This is a genomic window from Tessaracoccus sp. (assembly GCF_016714275.1).
Classification (GTDB): Bacteria; Actinomycetota; Actinomycetes; order Propionibacteriales; family Propionibacteriaceae; genus Arachnia.
The window spans coordinates 597435-611938 of record NZ_JADJNP010000004.1 but is presented as its reverse complement, the minus strand read 5'-3'; the positions used below and the strand labels follow the sequence as shown (position 1 = coordinate 611938).

Sequence of the window (14504 nt, the reverse complement as noted above, 5' to 3'; positions counted from 1 at the left end):
CCATGCCGACAACGCCACCCCGGAGCCAGCGAACATGAGGTTCGGGCCATCAGCATGTATCGCCCTCCTCTTCGTCGTCCCTCAGGCACCCGCGTGGGCCGACGATACGGTGCCGGACGATGTCGCTCAGGTCTTTGCCTCCGAGGCGCTCTCCGCGATGCACGACAACATCCACGCGACAGAGGTCGGGAACGATCCCGTCGATTACCGCGCCGTGGTCGGCTTCGGTCGGCCGCACGAGGTCTTCGCCTGGTCACGCGACTTCCTCGCCAACGACCAGGACGCCCCACCCACCAGATCAACCAACGAGTGGATCGCGCCCGCCGTGCTCACGAGCGGCGATGTGGCAGGCACGGCCACCGCGTGGCGGCCCACCGCCGGCGCCGTCGCGGAGACCGCTGGGTTCGACGGCGACATGGAGTTAGGGGCGGCGCTGGAAGCGGTACCTGAGGACGCCCAGGTGGTATCCGATCCCAGGTCCGGAGCGTGGTACGTCATCGCCGACGGCGAGGTATCCGCGCTCACGCAACGGACAGCCGCGGAGCTGCCGAACCCGCTCCCCATCAGGCAGTTCCAGGCCGTCGTCGCGGCCGAGTTCGCCGACTCGGCGACGAACGCCCGAGCGCAACCCGGATTGGTCTGGGCGCTGGTCGCGATCGCGTGTTGCCTCGGCATTCTGGCGCTCCCGGCGATCATCCGGAGGGCGCGGAACCGGTGACCGGCGCCGCGCTCAGGTGATCCGCAAGTCGGCACTCGGTGCGGGCATCTCGACCCAGGTGCGGCCCGGCGCCATCAGCAGCGGCGAGCCGTCGGCAAGGGTGAACGAGAACCTCTTGTTCACCGCGCCCTTCTTCCAGGTGCCCTTCACGACCTTGCCGCCGTGGGCGTAGTGGAACGTGCCCTTCGCGTCGATGATGTCGACGATCGGGTCGGGCGCGTGCTTCCCGTAACCGATCCTGCCCATCTCCCACGCCGCGGCGATGATCAGTACGGCGTCGGCCGACACGCGTGTGCCGCCGGCGAGGATGTGCTCTCCCCACGGCTGACTGCGCAGATAGGTGGAGCTGCCCTTGTCGTACTCGTAACTCATGTCGTACTTGTGTGCGGAGCCATAGGGCACCTCGATCGTCTTCGCCTTTTCGCCGACCGATGTCGACGCCTCGGTCCCGCGGGGCGCGAAGGGGAAGTAGGGCTTCGGAGCCTTGGTGTTGCGCGTGGCCAGCTCCGCCATCTTCGCCGGGTGCGCCTGAATCGCGCGGTCGTACTCGGTGCGCCCGTTCGCCCGGTACAGCCGATCCTTGTTCACGCTGAAGGCACCGGTCCCCCGCCAGTCGAGGTAAGTCATGCGCTCGAGATACCCGGAGTGCTTGTCGGCGTACGCGAGAACCCAGTCAGCAGCGCCCGTGTTGCCGAACACCGGCTTCATCGGCGAAAGCAGCGGGATGTCGACCGGCCGGATGGAGCGGATGGGGCCTACGGCCTTCGGATAGGAGCTGTGGTAGACCGGACACAGCCGCGTGTAGGCGAAGCCGTTGACCTGACAGAAGACGATGTCGGCCTCCTGCAGGCCCACCTGCGGCTGCTCCACCTTGAGGTTCGGCACCTTCAACGCAACAGCCGGTCGTTTCAGGAGCGAGGCGTCGGTCAGCGGACGGCCGGTGAGCGGCTCGATCGGCTCCGGCGTAGGCGACGGGCTGGGGCTCGGCGACGGCGTGAGGGTCGGAGAAGGCGACGGCGTCGGCGTGAGGGTGGGAGTCACCACGGGCTCGGGCTTGCCTCCGCACGCGGCGAGAGTCGCACCCGCGGCCGCCATTCCCGCTGAGAGGACTACACGCCTTGACGTCTCCACGTCGCCTCCTTACTTTTCAACCCGCGACCGACAGCATAAGGCTAGTGGTGCGCCTCAACTTCCGGAGCACCCAAGACCTGCCGCGAAAGCGGAAGATGCCTAGTTCTAGTGGGGCACGCCGATGTCGGCCCGGTGGAAACCACCTTCGAGTGTGACGCGACCCAACAGCGCGTAGGCCCGGGCGCGGGCGTCATCGACGGTGTCGCCGCGGCCGACGATCCCCAGCACGCGCCCGCCCGAGGAGACAAGGCGGTCGCCGTCGAGGCGGGTTCCGGCCTGCAGCGTGTACGCATCGTCCTCGTCCGAGGGGAGCCCGATCGGCGTGCCTGTGGTGGGCGTTCCCGGGTAGCCCGCGGCGGCCTCGACCACGACGACGGCCGCGCCGTCCTGCCACTCCAACGCGCCGACGGCGTCGAGCTCGCCGCGCGCGGCGGCGCGGAGGACCCCGGCAAGGGGCGTCTTGAGCAGGGCGAGCACTGCCTGGGTTTCCGGATCACCGAAGCGGACGTTGAACTCGACGACGCGCAGGCCCTTCGAGGTCAGCGCGAGCCCGGCGTAGAGCAGGCCGATGAAGGGCGTGCCGCGGCGGCGCATCTCCGCCAGCGTCGGGTCTACGACGGTGGCCATGATCTCGTCGACGAGGCCGGGGTCGGCCCAGTCGAGCGGACAGTAGGCGCCCATGCCGCCGGTGTTCGGGCCCGCGTCGCCGTCGCCGACGCGCTTGTAGTCCTGCGCGGGCAGCAGCGGGAGCGCGCGCTCGCCGTCGCAGATGGCGAAGAGGCTCACCTCGGGACCGTCGAGGAAGTCCTCGATGACGACACGGCCGCACTCCGCGGCATGCGCGAGGGCCGCGTCGCGGTCGTCGGTCACGACGACACCCTTGCCCGCGGCGAGGCCATCGTTCTTCACGACGTAGGGCGCGCCGAACTCGTCGAGCGCGGCGGCGGCCTCCTCCGCGGTCTCGCAGACGCGCGCGTCCGCCGTCGGGACTCCGGCCGCGGCCATGACGTCCTTCGCGAATGCCTTGGATCCCTCGAGCACGGCCGCCTCACGGCCCGGGCCGAAGGTGTCGAAGCCGGCCTCGCGGAGGGCGTCGGCGACCCCGGCGACGAGCGGGGCTTCGGGGCCGACGACCACGAGGTCGGCCCCGATCGACGTCGCCAGCTCGACCATCGCCGAAGGCGAGTTGGCATCGGCAGCGTGGAGTGTCGCCAACGCGGCGAGCCCGGGGTTGCCGGGCGCGGCATGGAGGTCGACGGCGGGATCGGCGGCGAGGGCCCGTCCGAGCGCGTGTTCGCGCCCCCCGGAGCCGAGCAGGAGGATCTTCACGCGGGCCAGCCTAGTGGTCGAGCGCGGTGAGAGCAGCGGCCTCCCGGTAGCGGTCCCAGCGCACGGTCCCCTGCAGCGTCGGCTCCGCGACGACGGGGGCCTCGGGACGGAGGTCAGCCATCGCCTGCCCGAGCGGGACCCCCGCATGCAGCGCGAAGGCCTGGACGGCGGCGCCACGCGCGACGGCTTCCTCGGCCTGCGGCAGGCTGACCGGCCGCTGCAGCGCGTCGGCGATGAACCGGCGGTACGCCTCCGCGCGAGCTCCTCCCCCGACGACCATCGCCCCGCCGGGCGTCTCGACACCCAGCGCGTTGAGCTGCTCGACCCCGGCGCGGAGGCCGAAGACGACGCCCTCGTAGGCGGCGCGGGCGAGCTGCTCGCGGCTCGTGTCGGAGGTGAGATCCACCACGAGTCCGCGGGCGTTCGGGCGGTTGGGTGTGCGCTCGCCGTCGAGGTAGGCGACGAGGATCGGCCCTTCGGGCCCTGCCTCGAGCGCGAGTCGGCTCAGCTCTGCGTGGTCGACGGCGAGCCAGCGGGCGAAGGCGTCGGTGACCTTGGTGGAGTTCAGCGTGCACGCCAGCGGCAGGAACCCGCCGGGGACGGCGGCGACGCCGTTGATGACGCCGCCGGGGTCTCTGACGGGCCGCGGCGTGGGCGTGAAGATCACCCCGGACGTGCCCAGCGCGATCACCAGCTCGCCGGTCTCCAGGCCGAGCCCGACAGCGGAGACGTGCTGGTCTCCCCCTCCCGCACCGACGGCGACGTCACCCGTAAGCCCCAACTCGCGGAGGGCGTCGGCGTGCAACACGCCGACCACCTCATCAGGCCCGGCCACGCGCGGCACGATCGACGGCCAGTCCGGCTCGGGCGAGACGGCCTCGAGGAACTCCCAGACGTACTCGTTGGCGTCGGCGTCGAAGTAGCCGGTTCCCGAGGCCTCGGACCTGTCTGTGACCCGTTCCCCGGTCAGGCGGAAGTTCAGGTAGTCGTGCGGCAGGAGCGCGGTGCGCAGCGCGCGCAGGACGTCGGGCTCGTGCGCCGCGAGGCCCGCCAACTTGCTGATGGTGAACGCTGCGGGCGGGAGGGAGCCCGTGCGTTCGATGAACCGCTCCGCGCCGACACGTGCGATGAGCGGCTCAAGGTCCGGTGCCGTCGTGGTGTCGTTCCACAGCTTCGCAGGCCGGAGCGGTATCCCTTCGCCGTCGAGAGGGACCAGGCCGTGGCACTGGCCGCCCACGGAGATGGCGGCCACCCGCGAACCCGCGGGCGCGTCGGCCATCGCGGACCGGAACGCCGCGACGAACGCGCGCCACCAGTCCTCGGGGTTCTGCTCGGAGCGCGGCGGCGTCACCGGAGGATGCGCGGCCGTCCCGCGCGCGACGAGGCTAAAGTCCGTGGCGTCGCGAAGCTCCACCTTGCATGACTGCGTGGAGGTGTCCACGCCCGCAACGAGCACCCGCATGGCTGTCACGCCTTCGCGGCGCGGTACTCGTCGATGCTCAACGGGTCGAGCTCCAGACGATCGACCGGCTTCGGCAGCGTGGTCTGCGCCCCCACCGCCCCGCCGGGATGCGTGTGGTGCACCTTCGCCCACTCGTATCCTCGAACCTTCATCAGGACCGAGGCCAAGGCATCGCCCCACACCCCGTGCGCCAGCGTCGACCCCATGGCGATCATGCCGCCGAGATCGGCCTCGGGGGCGGTGCCGACGACGACGGCGAGGTCCGCGTTCCCCGTCAGCGGCGTGCCGGAGGTGCATGTCAGCGCGATCACCCCGGCACCGCGGTCCTGCGACCGGGTCACCAGATCGTTGATCTCGGTGGAGCCACCGCCCTTGGAGATCACGATGACGATGTCGCCCTCGGTGACGACCCCGAGCGTGCCGTGGAGCGCGTCCATCGCGGGCAGGAAGATCGCGGGCGTGCCGGACACGGCGAGGAGGTGGGCCATGCGGCGCGCGACAGTGCCGGAGGTGCCGGATCCGCTGACGAAGACCTTGCCCCGGCAGCCGTAGAGCAGCCGGGCCGCAGTGAGGAAGGTCTCGTCCAGCTCGTCGGCGACAGCGGAGACACCGGCGCTCTCGGCGGCGATGCGTTCCTTGGCGGCGGCCAGGATGCCTTCAGCGTCAGTCATGGATCGATAGCCTTTCGTTAGGGGTTTCACCAGGAAGCAATCGTGTCGCACGCTCAGGCGGCCGCCCAGGCGGCCTTCCGGAGATCGGCCTCGGTGAGGTCCGAGGCCAGCGTGGTCTCGCCCGTGCACGAGCCGTCCGCGAAGACCGCGACCTCGTCGGCGACAGCGAGGACCTCCTCCTCCTCGGAGGACACGACGATGACCGTCATCCCCTGCTCGGCGGCGAGGTTGCGCAGCAGGTGGTGGATCTCGACCTTGACGCCGATGTCGACGCCTTTCGTCGGCTCGTCGAGCAGAAGCACCTTCGGGTCTTGGCCCAGCACCCTCGCGAGCAGCACCTTCTGCTGGTTGCCGCCGGAGAGGCTGGCGATCGGAGCCAGGCGGTTCCCGCGCACGCGGACCCGGTCCATCAACTGCTCGCCGGCCTTGACCATGGCCCGCGGCTTCAGCAGGAAACCCGCGTCCGTGTAGCGGCGCACCACCGGAAGCGTGACGTTGAACGTGCCGTCGCGCAGCGGGATGATGCCGTCGATCTTGCGTTCCTCGGTGAGGTACGCGATGCCGTGCGCCTGCGCGGCTGCGGGGTTCTTGGGCCGGTACGGGCTGCCGAAGAGGCGGACTTCGCCGGAGTCGACGGCATCGAGGCCTACGAGCGTGCGGAGAAACTCGGTGCGGCCGGAGCCGATCAGCCCGTAGATCCCCAAGACCCTGCCCGCGTGTGCCTTCAGGGACACGTCCTCCAGGTCCTTGTTGCGGAGATGCGAGACCTCGAGGGTCGCCTGGGCGTCGGCGGGGAGGGGGGCGCGGCTCGTGGGTGAGGCGGAGACGGTCTGGCCGGTGTGGCCCGCGGGCTCGCCGGTGATGGCCTCGATCACGGCCGACTGGGGCACCTCGGCAACGGCCGCGTCGATCCGCATCTCGCCGTCGACCAGCGCGAAGATCCGGTCGGCGACCGCATAGAGCTCGCTGAGCTTGTGGTCGATGAGCAGGATCCCGATTCCCCGCTCTTTGGAGAGCTCACGGACGAGGTCGAGGAACTCGGCGACCTGTGCGCTCTCCAGGCTGGTCGTCGGTTCGTCGAGCAGCAGGAAGCGGCAGTCGCGGTGGGTGGCTACGGCGATCTCCAAGAGCTGCCGGGTGGCGACCGGGTAGTCGCCCAGCTTGCGGTCGACGTCGACGTCGAGGTTGAACTCTGCGACGAGTTCCCGCGCCACGCGCCGCATCTGCTTGGAGTTGAGGGTTCCCCGGGAGGTGAGCTCCTCGCCGAGGAAGATGTTCTCGGTGACGGTGAGGTTCGGCAGCAGCGCCAGCTCCTGGTACACCGTCGAGACGCCCAGTTTGATGGCGTCGATCGGGCTGCCGAACTGGTGCTCTTCGCCGTCGATGTGCATGAAGCCGGAGTCGGGCTGGACGGCGCCGCTCAAGCACTTCAACAGCGTGGACTTGCCCGCGCCGTTGTGCCCGACGAGGCCGATCACCTCGCCGGGGGCGAGGGAGATGGACACGCCCTTCAGCACGGTCGTGCCGGAGTAGCTCTTGACGATGCCCTCGGCCCGCCACGCCCGTGTCTTGTCAGACATGTCCGTCTCCCTTCCCGTTGTGTTACTCAGCCGAGCTCGTTGTCAGCCGGTGTCTCGCCCTTGACGAACATCTTGAGCGGCTGCAGGACCTCGTGCTCGACGGTCTCGCCCGCCAGCCACTTCTGGATCTGCTCGATCACGAGCTGACCGTACTTCTCCGGCTCCTGCGCGACGCAGGCCGGGTACTGCTCGGTCAACGGCTCCCCCTCGGCGCAGAAGCCGTAGACGAGGGTGTCCTTGCCCGCGACACCCTGGAGCGCACCGTAGGTGGCGGGGCCGGTGGAGGCGAAGATCACGTTGATCTCCGGGTGGCCCTGCATCATCTCCTGGGTGACCTTCAGCGCCACGTCGGGCATGACGTTGCTGTCGACGGTGGCGACAACCTTCGCGTTCGGGTTGGGCTTGATGCCGTCCTGGAAGCCCTGGTCGCGGAGCACGACGGGGACCTCGTCGGGCTCGGAGACGAGGCCGGCGTTGATCTCGGTGTCGGCGCCGAGGTCCTTCAGGACCTGCTCACCGATCTGTCGGCCGCCCTCGTGGTTGTCGGCGCCGAGGTATTGGACGATCTTCGCGCCCTGGGAGAGCATCGCCTCCTCGTCAACGGTGACGTTGACGGTGAACACCGGAACGCCCGCGTCGTTGGCGGCCTTCACCAGCGCGGCGGCCGGGGCCGACTTGACCGCGTTGAGCGCGAGGGCGCAGGGCTTCTTCTGCAGCATGGCCGTGACCTGGGCCAGCTGGGCGGCGTCGTCGTTGTCGGCGACCTGCACCTCGACGCTGAAGCCCGCCGCCTTGCCCGCGTCCTCGAAGCCCTTCTTCATGTACACGTAGTAGGGGTTCGTGAGGTTGGGCAGCGCGACCGCGATGAAGGGGCTGTCGGCGGAGCACGACTCCGGCTTGGGAATGTCCGTCAGGTAGATGCTGGCCGGGGCATCGGTCGCACCACCGGTTCCTGGCGTGTTGGCGGGCGGGGTGGTCACGCCTGTGCTGCAGGCGCTGAGGGCAAGGGCTGCGATGCCGATGCCCGCGAGAAGGGTCTTCCTCATGTTGCTGGTTCCTTTCACCGTGTGGATTCAGAGGAGGGTGGGGATGCTGTTGCCGCGGCGGGGGCCGGCGGGCCGCCGTCGGTCCCGCGGCGGATCCGGCGCAGGCCTCCCGCCCGCGCCGAGGCGGAGCGGCGGTAGCCGTCGAGCACGACGCCGAGGAGGATGATCACGCCGATCACGAGCGGCTGCCAGAAGCTGGGGACGCCGAGCACGTTCATGCCGTTGGAGACGGTGGCGATCAGGATCGCGCCGATGAAGGCGCCGAGGATGGTGCCTGTCCCGCCGAAGAGGCTCACGCCGCCGACGACGGCGGAGGCGATCGAGTAGAACTGCTCATTGCCGGAGCCTGCGCTGGGGTAGCCGACCATCAGCCGGCTCATGGTGATGAGGCCGCCGAACGCGGCGCAGACGCCGCTGACGACGTAGGCCGAGATCGTGACCCGCGCGATGTTGATGCCCGCGAGGCGGCTGGTCTCCTTGTTGCCTCCGACGGCGTAGAGGTGCACGCCGTAAGGGGTCCGGTGGAGGATGAACATGAAGATCAGCAGAGCGATGACGAGCAGGATGACCGGGGTGGGGATGCCCGCGAGCGACCCGCGCCCGATCACCGCGAACATGGGATCCGCGACGTTGACGGACTGGGCGTTGGTCAGGATCTTCGGGATCGAAGCGGTGATCCCGAATGTCGCGAAGGTGACGATGAAGGGTGGCAACCCCACGTAGTGGACCACGACGCCGTTGAAGAGACCCACGGCGATGCCGGCGAGGATGGCGACGATCGCGGCGACCCACCAGGGAAGCCCGGCGGCCATGGTCAAGGCGGCCAGCATTCCGGTGAGGGCGATGTTCGACCCGACGGAGAGGTCGATGCCGCCTGTCAGCAACACGAACGTCTGGCCGAGGGCGAGGAACGCCACGACCACGCCGTTCTCGAGCAGCACCGTCAGGTTGCCGGGGCTGCGGAAGCTCACCGAGATGAGCGACATGGCCAGCACGACCAAGAGCAGAACGCCCGTGATGCCCAGTTCATCGGGCAGCTTGAAACGTGATCGCACGACGCCTCCTTGAGTCGACCAGGGGTCTCAACCGCCCACCGGTTGGCCATCGCCGTCGCGAAGGCCTACTACCTGGACGACAGGACGAAGATCCAGATCGCCGACGAGTTCCAGCTCTCGCGATTCAAGGTGGCGCGGCTGCTCGACTACGCGCGCGAGAGCGGCGTCGTCGCCATCTCGATCCGCGAGAACCCCCGCCCTGAGCATGCCCTGGCCAGCCGCCTCCGCAGCGCCCTCGGTCTTGCGGACTGCGTCGTCGTCGCGACGGCGGGCCGCGAGTCACCCCGGGCACAGGTCGCGATGGCGGGCGCTGCATACCTCGCAACGTCCGTCGGCACGAACGACGTGGTGGGCTTCTCCTGGGGCCGGACGCTCTCCGCGCTCACGGGGTATCTCGGCAGCCTTCCCCCCATCCGCGCCATCCAGTTGAACGGCTCGCTGGGCAGTGACCTGGCGATCTCCCCGCTCGAGATTCTGCGCCGCGTCGTGCAGAGCGCGGGCGGGAGGGCGGACCCGCTCATGGCCCCGCTGCTCGTCGACAGCGCAGAGGCCGCGACGGCGATCCGCCGCCAGCCGGAGATCAGCAGCACCTACGCGGGCTTCCGGGAACTGACGGTCGCCTGCCTCTCCGCCGGCTCCTGGGAACCACGCACCAGCCAGCTGGTCGAGCACATGACCGACGAGGACCGCGCTCCACTGTGGGCCGCGGGCGCCGTCGGCGAGCTCGCGGGAATCTTCCTCGACGCCGCGGGCACCCCGCTCGAGCACCTGACCGATCGGCTGATCCGGATCCCCACCCACGAATTGGCCGCGGTGCCGCAGAAGATCCTGATCGCGGAGAGCACCGTCAAGGCGACGATCGTGCTGGCCGCCGTCCGCGCCGGCCTGATCGACGTCCTCGTGATCGACGTCGCCCTGGCGGAGGAGCTCCTGCGCCTGGCGGAGAACTCCTAGGACTCGTCGAACTCCCGGTCGGCGCGCTCCGCGGCCTCCTGCGCGCGCTGCACCACGACGCGGAAGCCGATGATCAGAGCGACGAAGCCGGCGCCGACGGGGACGGCCCACCACCAGCCCCAGCCGAGCTGTTCCTGCCACACGGCGACGACGACGGTCGCCACCATGAACACCGCGAGGATGCTCACAAGGATCGCCATCAAGCGCATGGTCGTCACCCCGCCAGCGTAGGGCACCCGCCACTTCATCACCTGCGCTCCTGGCTCGCACGTGCAACGCCTAGACACACCTCTCCCCACATGACAAGATTTATCTTGTATTCCAGATTTTCCTTGGAGGGAACATGCCGCACCCGAACGACCCCAACAAGCGGTTCTACGGCGCCATCACCGTGAGCGACCGGGGACAGATCGTGATCCCTGCCAAGGCCCGACGCGACTTCGGCATCGAGATCGGTGACAAGCTCCTCGTCTTCGGCGATCTGCAGCACGGGATCGCGATCGCGAAGGCCGACGACGTCATCGCCCGCCACCCGGGGACCGCCGCAATCCTCGACGACGGCGCCTCCGGTGCTGCTGACTGACCGAGGCGCCAGCCGGCTGACGTCGATCGCGGCCAACGTCGTCGCCGCGCTGTGCGGCGCAAGCACGGCGTGGCTCACGGGGTGGGCGGCATGGGGGATCCCGCTGGCCGTCGTCGGCGGTACCGTCGGCTGGTTCGTCGGCCGTGTCGCCGGCCGCGCGATCGCCGATCGACTGCTGCGGCTCGGCTTCGCGCCCCGCGGCCGCCCCGTCTACCGGCTGGACGCCCTGCCCGTGGGGGAGGGCGGCGCGGGAGGGAAGGCACAGGCCCTGGCGCGGTTGACGCGCGCGGGACTGCCCGTCCCCCGAGGAGTTGTCGTCCTCCCCCGCGGCTTCGACGGCGAACAGCTGACCTCGGATGCGGCCGCGGCCCTCTCCGTGGAGATCGCCCGCTTCCCGAGCGGCCAACGCTTCGCCGTGCGGTCCTCCGCGCTGGCGGAGGACTCCTCCGCCGCTTCCTTCGCCGGCGCCTACGAGTCGGTGCTGAACGTCGCGGCCAAGGACGTGAACGACGCCGTCGCGCAGGTGCGACGCTCCCGCGACGCGGCGCGCGTCGCCGGATACGGGGCGGCAACGGGCACCGAGGTGGGCGACCTCGCGGTGGTCGTCCAGGCCATGGTCGACGCCGACCTCGCCGGCGTGCTCTTCACCGTCGATCCGCCGACCGGCGACCTCGGCACCATGACCGGGAGCATGGTCGAGGGCCTCGGCGAGTCGCTGGTCTCCGGCGACGCAACCGGGGAGGGGTTCACCCTCGTGCGCCCATCTGGGGCGTACGACGGCCCTGCCGCGCTGGCCCCCTTCGCGGCCCGGATGCACCGCGAAGCCCACACGATCGAGAACGTCTTCGGCGGCACCGCGCAGGACATCGAGTGGGCGATCTCCGGCGATCAGCTCTGGGTCGTGCAGGCTCGCCCGGTCACCACCATGAACCCGTGGCGGGGCCACAGCGCCGAACGCAACGACTCGCTGGCCGGGGCAAGCCTCTGGTCCGCGACCAACCTCGGCGAGGCCAACCCCGAGCCGCAGACCCCGCTGACCGTCTCACTCAGCCGCTACCAGCAGGCCAACGGAGGCCCCTCCATGGCACTGCGCGGACGGGAGATGGCGGGCTCGATCGGCGGACGGCCCTACGCGAACCTCAGCGTCCAGATCACGGCACGGCGCGGCAAGGCCGCCAACCTGGAACCCCGCGAGGCATACCGCGCGATCTCCGGCTGGTGGGGCGACCTCCCCGACGACGTCCCGATCCCCCTGATCCCGATGACGTCGCAGGACTGGTCCGAGGCGGGGCTGCGCCTTCTCGGCACCCTCGCGCGCATGGGCTGGGAACGCCTACGGCTGCCTAAGTTCCTGCGTGGCTGCCGGGCACGCTGCGCGGCTCTCGACGCGCGGATCGACGGCTGCGACACGCCCGCCGCGCTGCGCGCGGCCTGGGACGAGGAGGTCTTCGGCTTCGGGATCCGCGCCTTCTGGGCGGTGATCGCGGCGGGCTCCACCTCCCCCGCCCGCCTGGAGGCAGAGCTAAGGGAGCAACTCGGCCCCGAGGATGCCGCGGTGCTGATGTCCTGCCTCTCCATCCTCGCGGGGCCGCTGGAGAGCCTCGGCCCCGCCGTCGGACTGCAGCAGGTGCGCGCCGGCACGCTGTCCCGAGAGGAGTACCTGGACAGGTTCGGCCACCGCGGCGTCAACGAGACCGAGCTCGCGTGGCCCCGCCCCGCGGAGGACCCCACCTGGCTCGATCGCCTCCTCGCCGACACCGCGGACGGAGCCGACCTCACGGACAGAATCGTTCGGCAGCGCGAGACGTTCGATGCCGCCATGGACCGGGTGCGCGCCCGGAACGCCCGGCTCGCGAGGCGCTTCCGTCGCCGGCTCGAGAAGGCCGCGACCCAGGCCGCGCTGCGGGAACGCGCCCGGTCCGAGGGCGTGCGGGCGATGGGCGTCGCGCGCCGGTTCGCGCTGCGCGCGGGCGAGCTGCTCGGCATCGGTGAGGACGTGTTCCTCCTCACCATTGAGGAGTTGCTCGCGGCCCTCGACGGCGACCACGCCGTCTTCGCGTTGCTCGATCTTCGGCGAGAGACCGTGTACCGGTACCGGGAGCTGCCGCCCATGCCTGGGATCGTCTGCGGCCCCTTCGACCCGTTCGCCTGGGCGGCCGATCCGGACCGACGTACGGACGTCTTCGTCGCCGGCCGCGAGCAGACGCCACCGGCGCCGCCGTCCGACGGCGTGATCGTCGGGCATCCGGGCGCCCTCGGCCGGGTGGAGGGGGTGGTCCGCCGACTCGATCGCTTCGAGGACGCCGATCAACTCCTCCCAGGCGAGATCCTCGTGACGCGCCTGACCAACATCGGCTGGACCCCGCTCTTCCCCCGCGCGGGCGCAATCGTCACCAATTTGGGCGCCCCGCTCAGCCACGCGGCCATCGTCGCGCGCGAGTTGGGGATTCCCGCCGTCGTCGGCTGCGGGAACGCGACGACGCAACTCCGCACCGGCGACCGCGTGCTCGTGGACGGCGCGGCCGGCGAGGTGAGGATCCTCAGATCAGGTCGTTGATCGCCACCGACTGCTCCCGGCCGGGGCCGACGCCGATGCCGCTGATCCGGCAGCCGATCAGCTCCTCCAGGCGCTTGACGTAGGCCTGGCAGGTGGGCGGCAGGTCGTCGAACGCGCGGGCGCCCGAGATGTCCTCGGTCCAGCCGTCGAGGTACTCGTAGACCGGGGTCGCGTGGTGGAAGTCCGACTGCGTCATCGGCATGACGTCGTGACGGACGCCGTCGACCTCGTAGGCCACGCAGACCGGGATCTTCTCCCAGCCGCTCAGGATGTCGAGCTTCGTCAGGAAGACGTCGGTGAACCCGTTGATCTTCACGGCCTGCTCGACGACCAGCGCGTCGAACCAGCCGCAGCGGCGCGGGCGGCCGGTCGTGGCGCCGAACTCGCCGCCGATCCGTCGCAGTTCCTCGCCGTCGTGATCGTTCAGCTCGGTGGGGAACGGGCCCTCGCCGACACGCGTGGTGTAGGCCTTCGCGATGCCGATCGTGCGGTCGATCCGCGTCGGGCCCACCCCGCCGCCGGTGGTGGCGCCGGCCGCCGTCGGGTTCGACGACGTGACGTACGGGTAGGTGCCCTGGTCGATGTCGAGGTGGTGCGCCTGCGCGCCCTCGAACAGCACGACCTTCCCCTCGTCCAGCGCGTCGTTGATGTAGCGGCCGGAGTCGATGACGTGCGGGCGGATGGTGTCGGCGTGCTTGAGCAGCGCGTCGGCCACCTCGTCGGCGTTGATCGGCCGGCGGTTGTACACCTTGACCAGGAGCTGGTTCTTCTGCTCAAGCGCCGCCTCCACCTTCTGGCGCAGGATCGACTCGTCGAGCAGATCCTGGATGCGGATGCCCAGCCGGTTGACCTTGTCCGAGTAGCAGGGGCCGACGCCGCGGCCGGTGGTGCCGATGCGGCGCTTGCCGAGGAAGCGCTCGGTGACCTTGTCGAGCACGCGGTGGTACTCGGTGATGATGTGCGCGTTCGCCGAGATCAGCGGGTGCGGCACGTCGACGCCGCGGGAGTGCAGCACCTCGAGCTCCTCGGCGAGCACGTCGAGGTCGACGACGACGCCGTTGCCGATCACCGTCGTCGTCTCCGGATTGAGAATGCCCGACGGCAACAGGTGCAGCACGAACTTCTCGCCGCCGACGACCAGCGTGTGCCCTGCGTTGTTGCCACCCGAGTAGCGCACGCACACGTCGACGCGGTCGCCGAGCTGATCGGTCGCCTTGCCCTTGCCCTCGTCGCCCCACTGGGCTCCGACCACGACCACACTTGGCATCGAGTCCACATCCTCGTCACTGCATGCTTTCGCCCCAGGCCTGATGGCTGGGGCGGTATTACCGCGGGCATTCTACCCGTGGGACGCGTCAGTGCCCAGTGCGCCGCAGGAGGTGCCACCTGTCTGCGGGACCTCACCCCCATTACAGGCG

The 14504-nt window shown here is 70.1% G+C and carries 13 protein-coding genes; 4 read left to right on the top strand and 9 right to left on the bottom strand.

Annotated features, from left to right (window positions below):
- The first annotated feature begins 34 nt into the window (after window positions 1-34).
- Complete coding sequence (locus IPJ61_RS17105) at window positions 35-718, top strand: hypothetical protein (protein WP_297110431.1); 684 nt, start codon at window positions 35-37, stop codon at window positions 716-718.
- 12 nt (window positions 719-730) lie between these two features.
- Here the strand turns inward: IPJ61_RS17105 and IPJ61_RS17100 are convergent, their stop codons facing one another.
- From IPJ61_RS17100 to IPJ61_RS17070, 7 genes are all read right to left on the bottom strand, one after another.
- Window positions 731-1849: a DUF3048 domain-containing protein gene (locus IPJ61_RS17100; RefSeq protein WP_297110428.1), complete on the bottom strand. Its 1119-nt coding sequence runs from the start codon at window positions 1847-1849 to the stop codon at window positions 731-733.
- Between the two features lie 105 nt (window positions 1850-1954).
- The gene (purD, locus tag IPJ61_RS17095) at window positions 1955-3187 is read right to left on the bottom strand and encodes a phosphoribosylamine--glycine ligase (protein WP_297111003.1); all 1233 of its coding nucleotides are present in this window, start codon (window positions 3185-3187) and stop codon (window positions 1955-1957) included.
- Window position 3188: 1 nt separating this feature from the next.
- Entirely contained in the window at window positions 3189-4640 is a 1452-nt protein-coding gene (xylB, locus tag IPJ61_RS17090) for a xylulokinase (RefSeq protein WP_297110425.1), read from the bottom strand.
- 5 nt (window positions 4641-4645) lie between these two features.
- Window positions 4646-5311: an SIS domain-containing protein gene (locus tag IPJ61_RS17085; RefSeq protein WP_297110422.1), complete on the bottom strand. Its 666-nt coding sequence runs from the start codon at window positions 5309-5311 to the stop codon at window positions 4646-4648.
- Window positions 5312-5364: 53 nt separating this feature from the next.
- Window positions 5365-6891 (bottom strand): sugar ABC transporter ATP-binding protein, encoded by a 1527-nt coding sequence (locus IPJ61_RS17080; RefSeq protein WP_297110419.1) that lies wholly within the window; start codon window positions 6889-6891, stop codon window positions 5365-5367.
- A 26-nt stretch (window positions 6892-6917) separates the two neighbouring features.
- Entirely contained in the window at window positions 6918-7937 is a 1020-nt protein-coding gene (locus IPJ61_RS17075) for a substrate-binding domain-containing protein (protein WP_297110416.1), read from the bottom strand.
- 14 nt (window positions 7938-7951) lie between these two features.
- Window positions 7952-8992 (bottom strand): ABC transporter permease, encoded by a 1041-nt coding sequence (locus IPJ61_RS17070; RefSeq protein ID WP_297110412.1) that lies wholly within the window; start codon window positions 8990-8992, stop codon window positions 7952-7954.
- A 9-nt stretch (window positions 8993-9001) separates the two neighbouring features.
- On the opposite strand from IPJ61_RS17070, the gene IPJ61_RS17065 reads away from it, so the two are divergent.
- Entirely contained in the window at window positions 9002-9946 is a 945-nt protein-coding gene (locus IPJ61_RS17065; RefSeq protein WP_297110409.1) for a sugar-binding transcriptional regulator, read from the top strand.
- Here IPJ61_RS17065 and IPJ61_RS17060 read toward each other — a convergent pair.
- Complete coding sequence (locus IPJ61_RS17060) at window positions 9943-10164, bottom strand: hypothetical protein (RefSeq protein ID WP_297110406.1); 222 nt, start codon at window positions 10162-10164, stop codon at window positions 9943-9945. The genes IPJ61_RS17065 and IPJ61_RS17060 overlap by 4 nt on opposite strands.
- 125 nt (window positions 10165-10289) lie before the next feature.
- Between IPJ61_RS17060 and IPJ61_RS17055 the strand changes: the two genes are divergently transcribed.
- Both IPJ61_RS17055 and IPJ61_RS17050 read left to right on the top strand, forming a co-directional pair.
- Entirely contained in the window at window positions 10290-10529 is a 240-nt protein-coding gene (locus tag IPJ61_RS17055; RefSeq protein ID WP_297110403.1) for an AbrB/MazE/SpoVT family DNA-binding domain-containing protein, read from the top strand.
- Window positions 10516-13086, top strand: a complete 2571-nt coding sequence (locus tag IPJ61_RS17050; RefSeq protein ID WP_297110401.1) for a PEP/pyruvate-binding domain-containing protein — start codon at window positions 10516-10518, stop codon at window positions 13084-13086. Before IPJ61_RS17055 ends, IPJ61_RS17050 begins: the two co-directional genes overlap by 14 nt.
- Here the strand turns inward: IPJ61_RS17050 and IPJ61_RS17045 are convergent.
- A complete protein-coding gene (locus IPJ61_RS17045; RefSeq protein ID WP_297110398.1) occupies window positions 13070-14353 on the bottom strand; it encodes an adenylosuccinate synthase in 1284 nt (427 codons plus the stop codon). The genes IPJ61_RS17050 and IPJ61_RS17045 overlap by 17 nt on opposite strands.
- Window positions 14354-14504 lie beyond the last annotated feature (151 nt).

What these genes read in the sequence shown, in the direction of transcription:
- IPJ61_RS17045 (WP_297110398.1), bottom strand. Translation starts at nt 14,353, where the DNA reads ATGCCAAGTGTGGTCGTGGTCGGAGCCCAGTGGGGCGACGAGGGCAAG.
- xylB (WP_297110425.1), bottom strand. Translation starts at nt 4,640, where the DNA reads ATGCGGGTGCTCGTTGCGGGCGTGGACACCTCCACGCAGTCATGCAAG.
- IPJ61_RS17105 (WP_297110431.1), top strand. Translation starts at nt 35, where the DNA reads ATGAGGTTCGGGCCATCAGCATGTATCGCCCTCCTCTTCGTCGTCCCT.
- IPJ61_RS17075 (WP_297110416.1), bottom strand. Translation starts at nt 7,937, where the DNA reads ATGAGGAAGACCCTTCTCGCGGGCATCGGCATCGCAGCCCTTGCCCTC.
- IPJ61_RS17080 (WP_297110419.1), bottom strand. Translation starts at nt 6,891, where the DNA reads ATGTCTGACAAGACACGGGCGTGGCGGGCCGAGGGCATCGTCAAGAGC.
- IPJ61_RS17055 (WP_297110403.1), top strand. Translation starts at nt 10,290, where the DNA reads ATGCCGCACCCGAACGACCCCAACAAGCGGTTCTACGGCGCCATCACC.
- IPJ61_RS17085 (WP_297110422.1), bottom strand. Translation starts at nt 5,311, where the DNA reads ATGACTGACGCTGAAGGCATCCTGGCCGCCGCCAAGGAACGCATCGCC.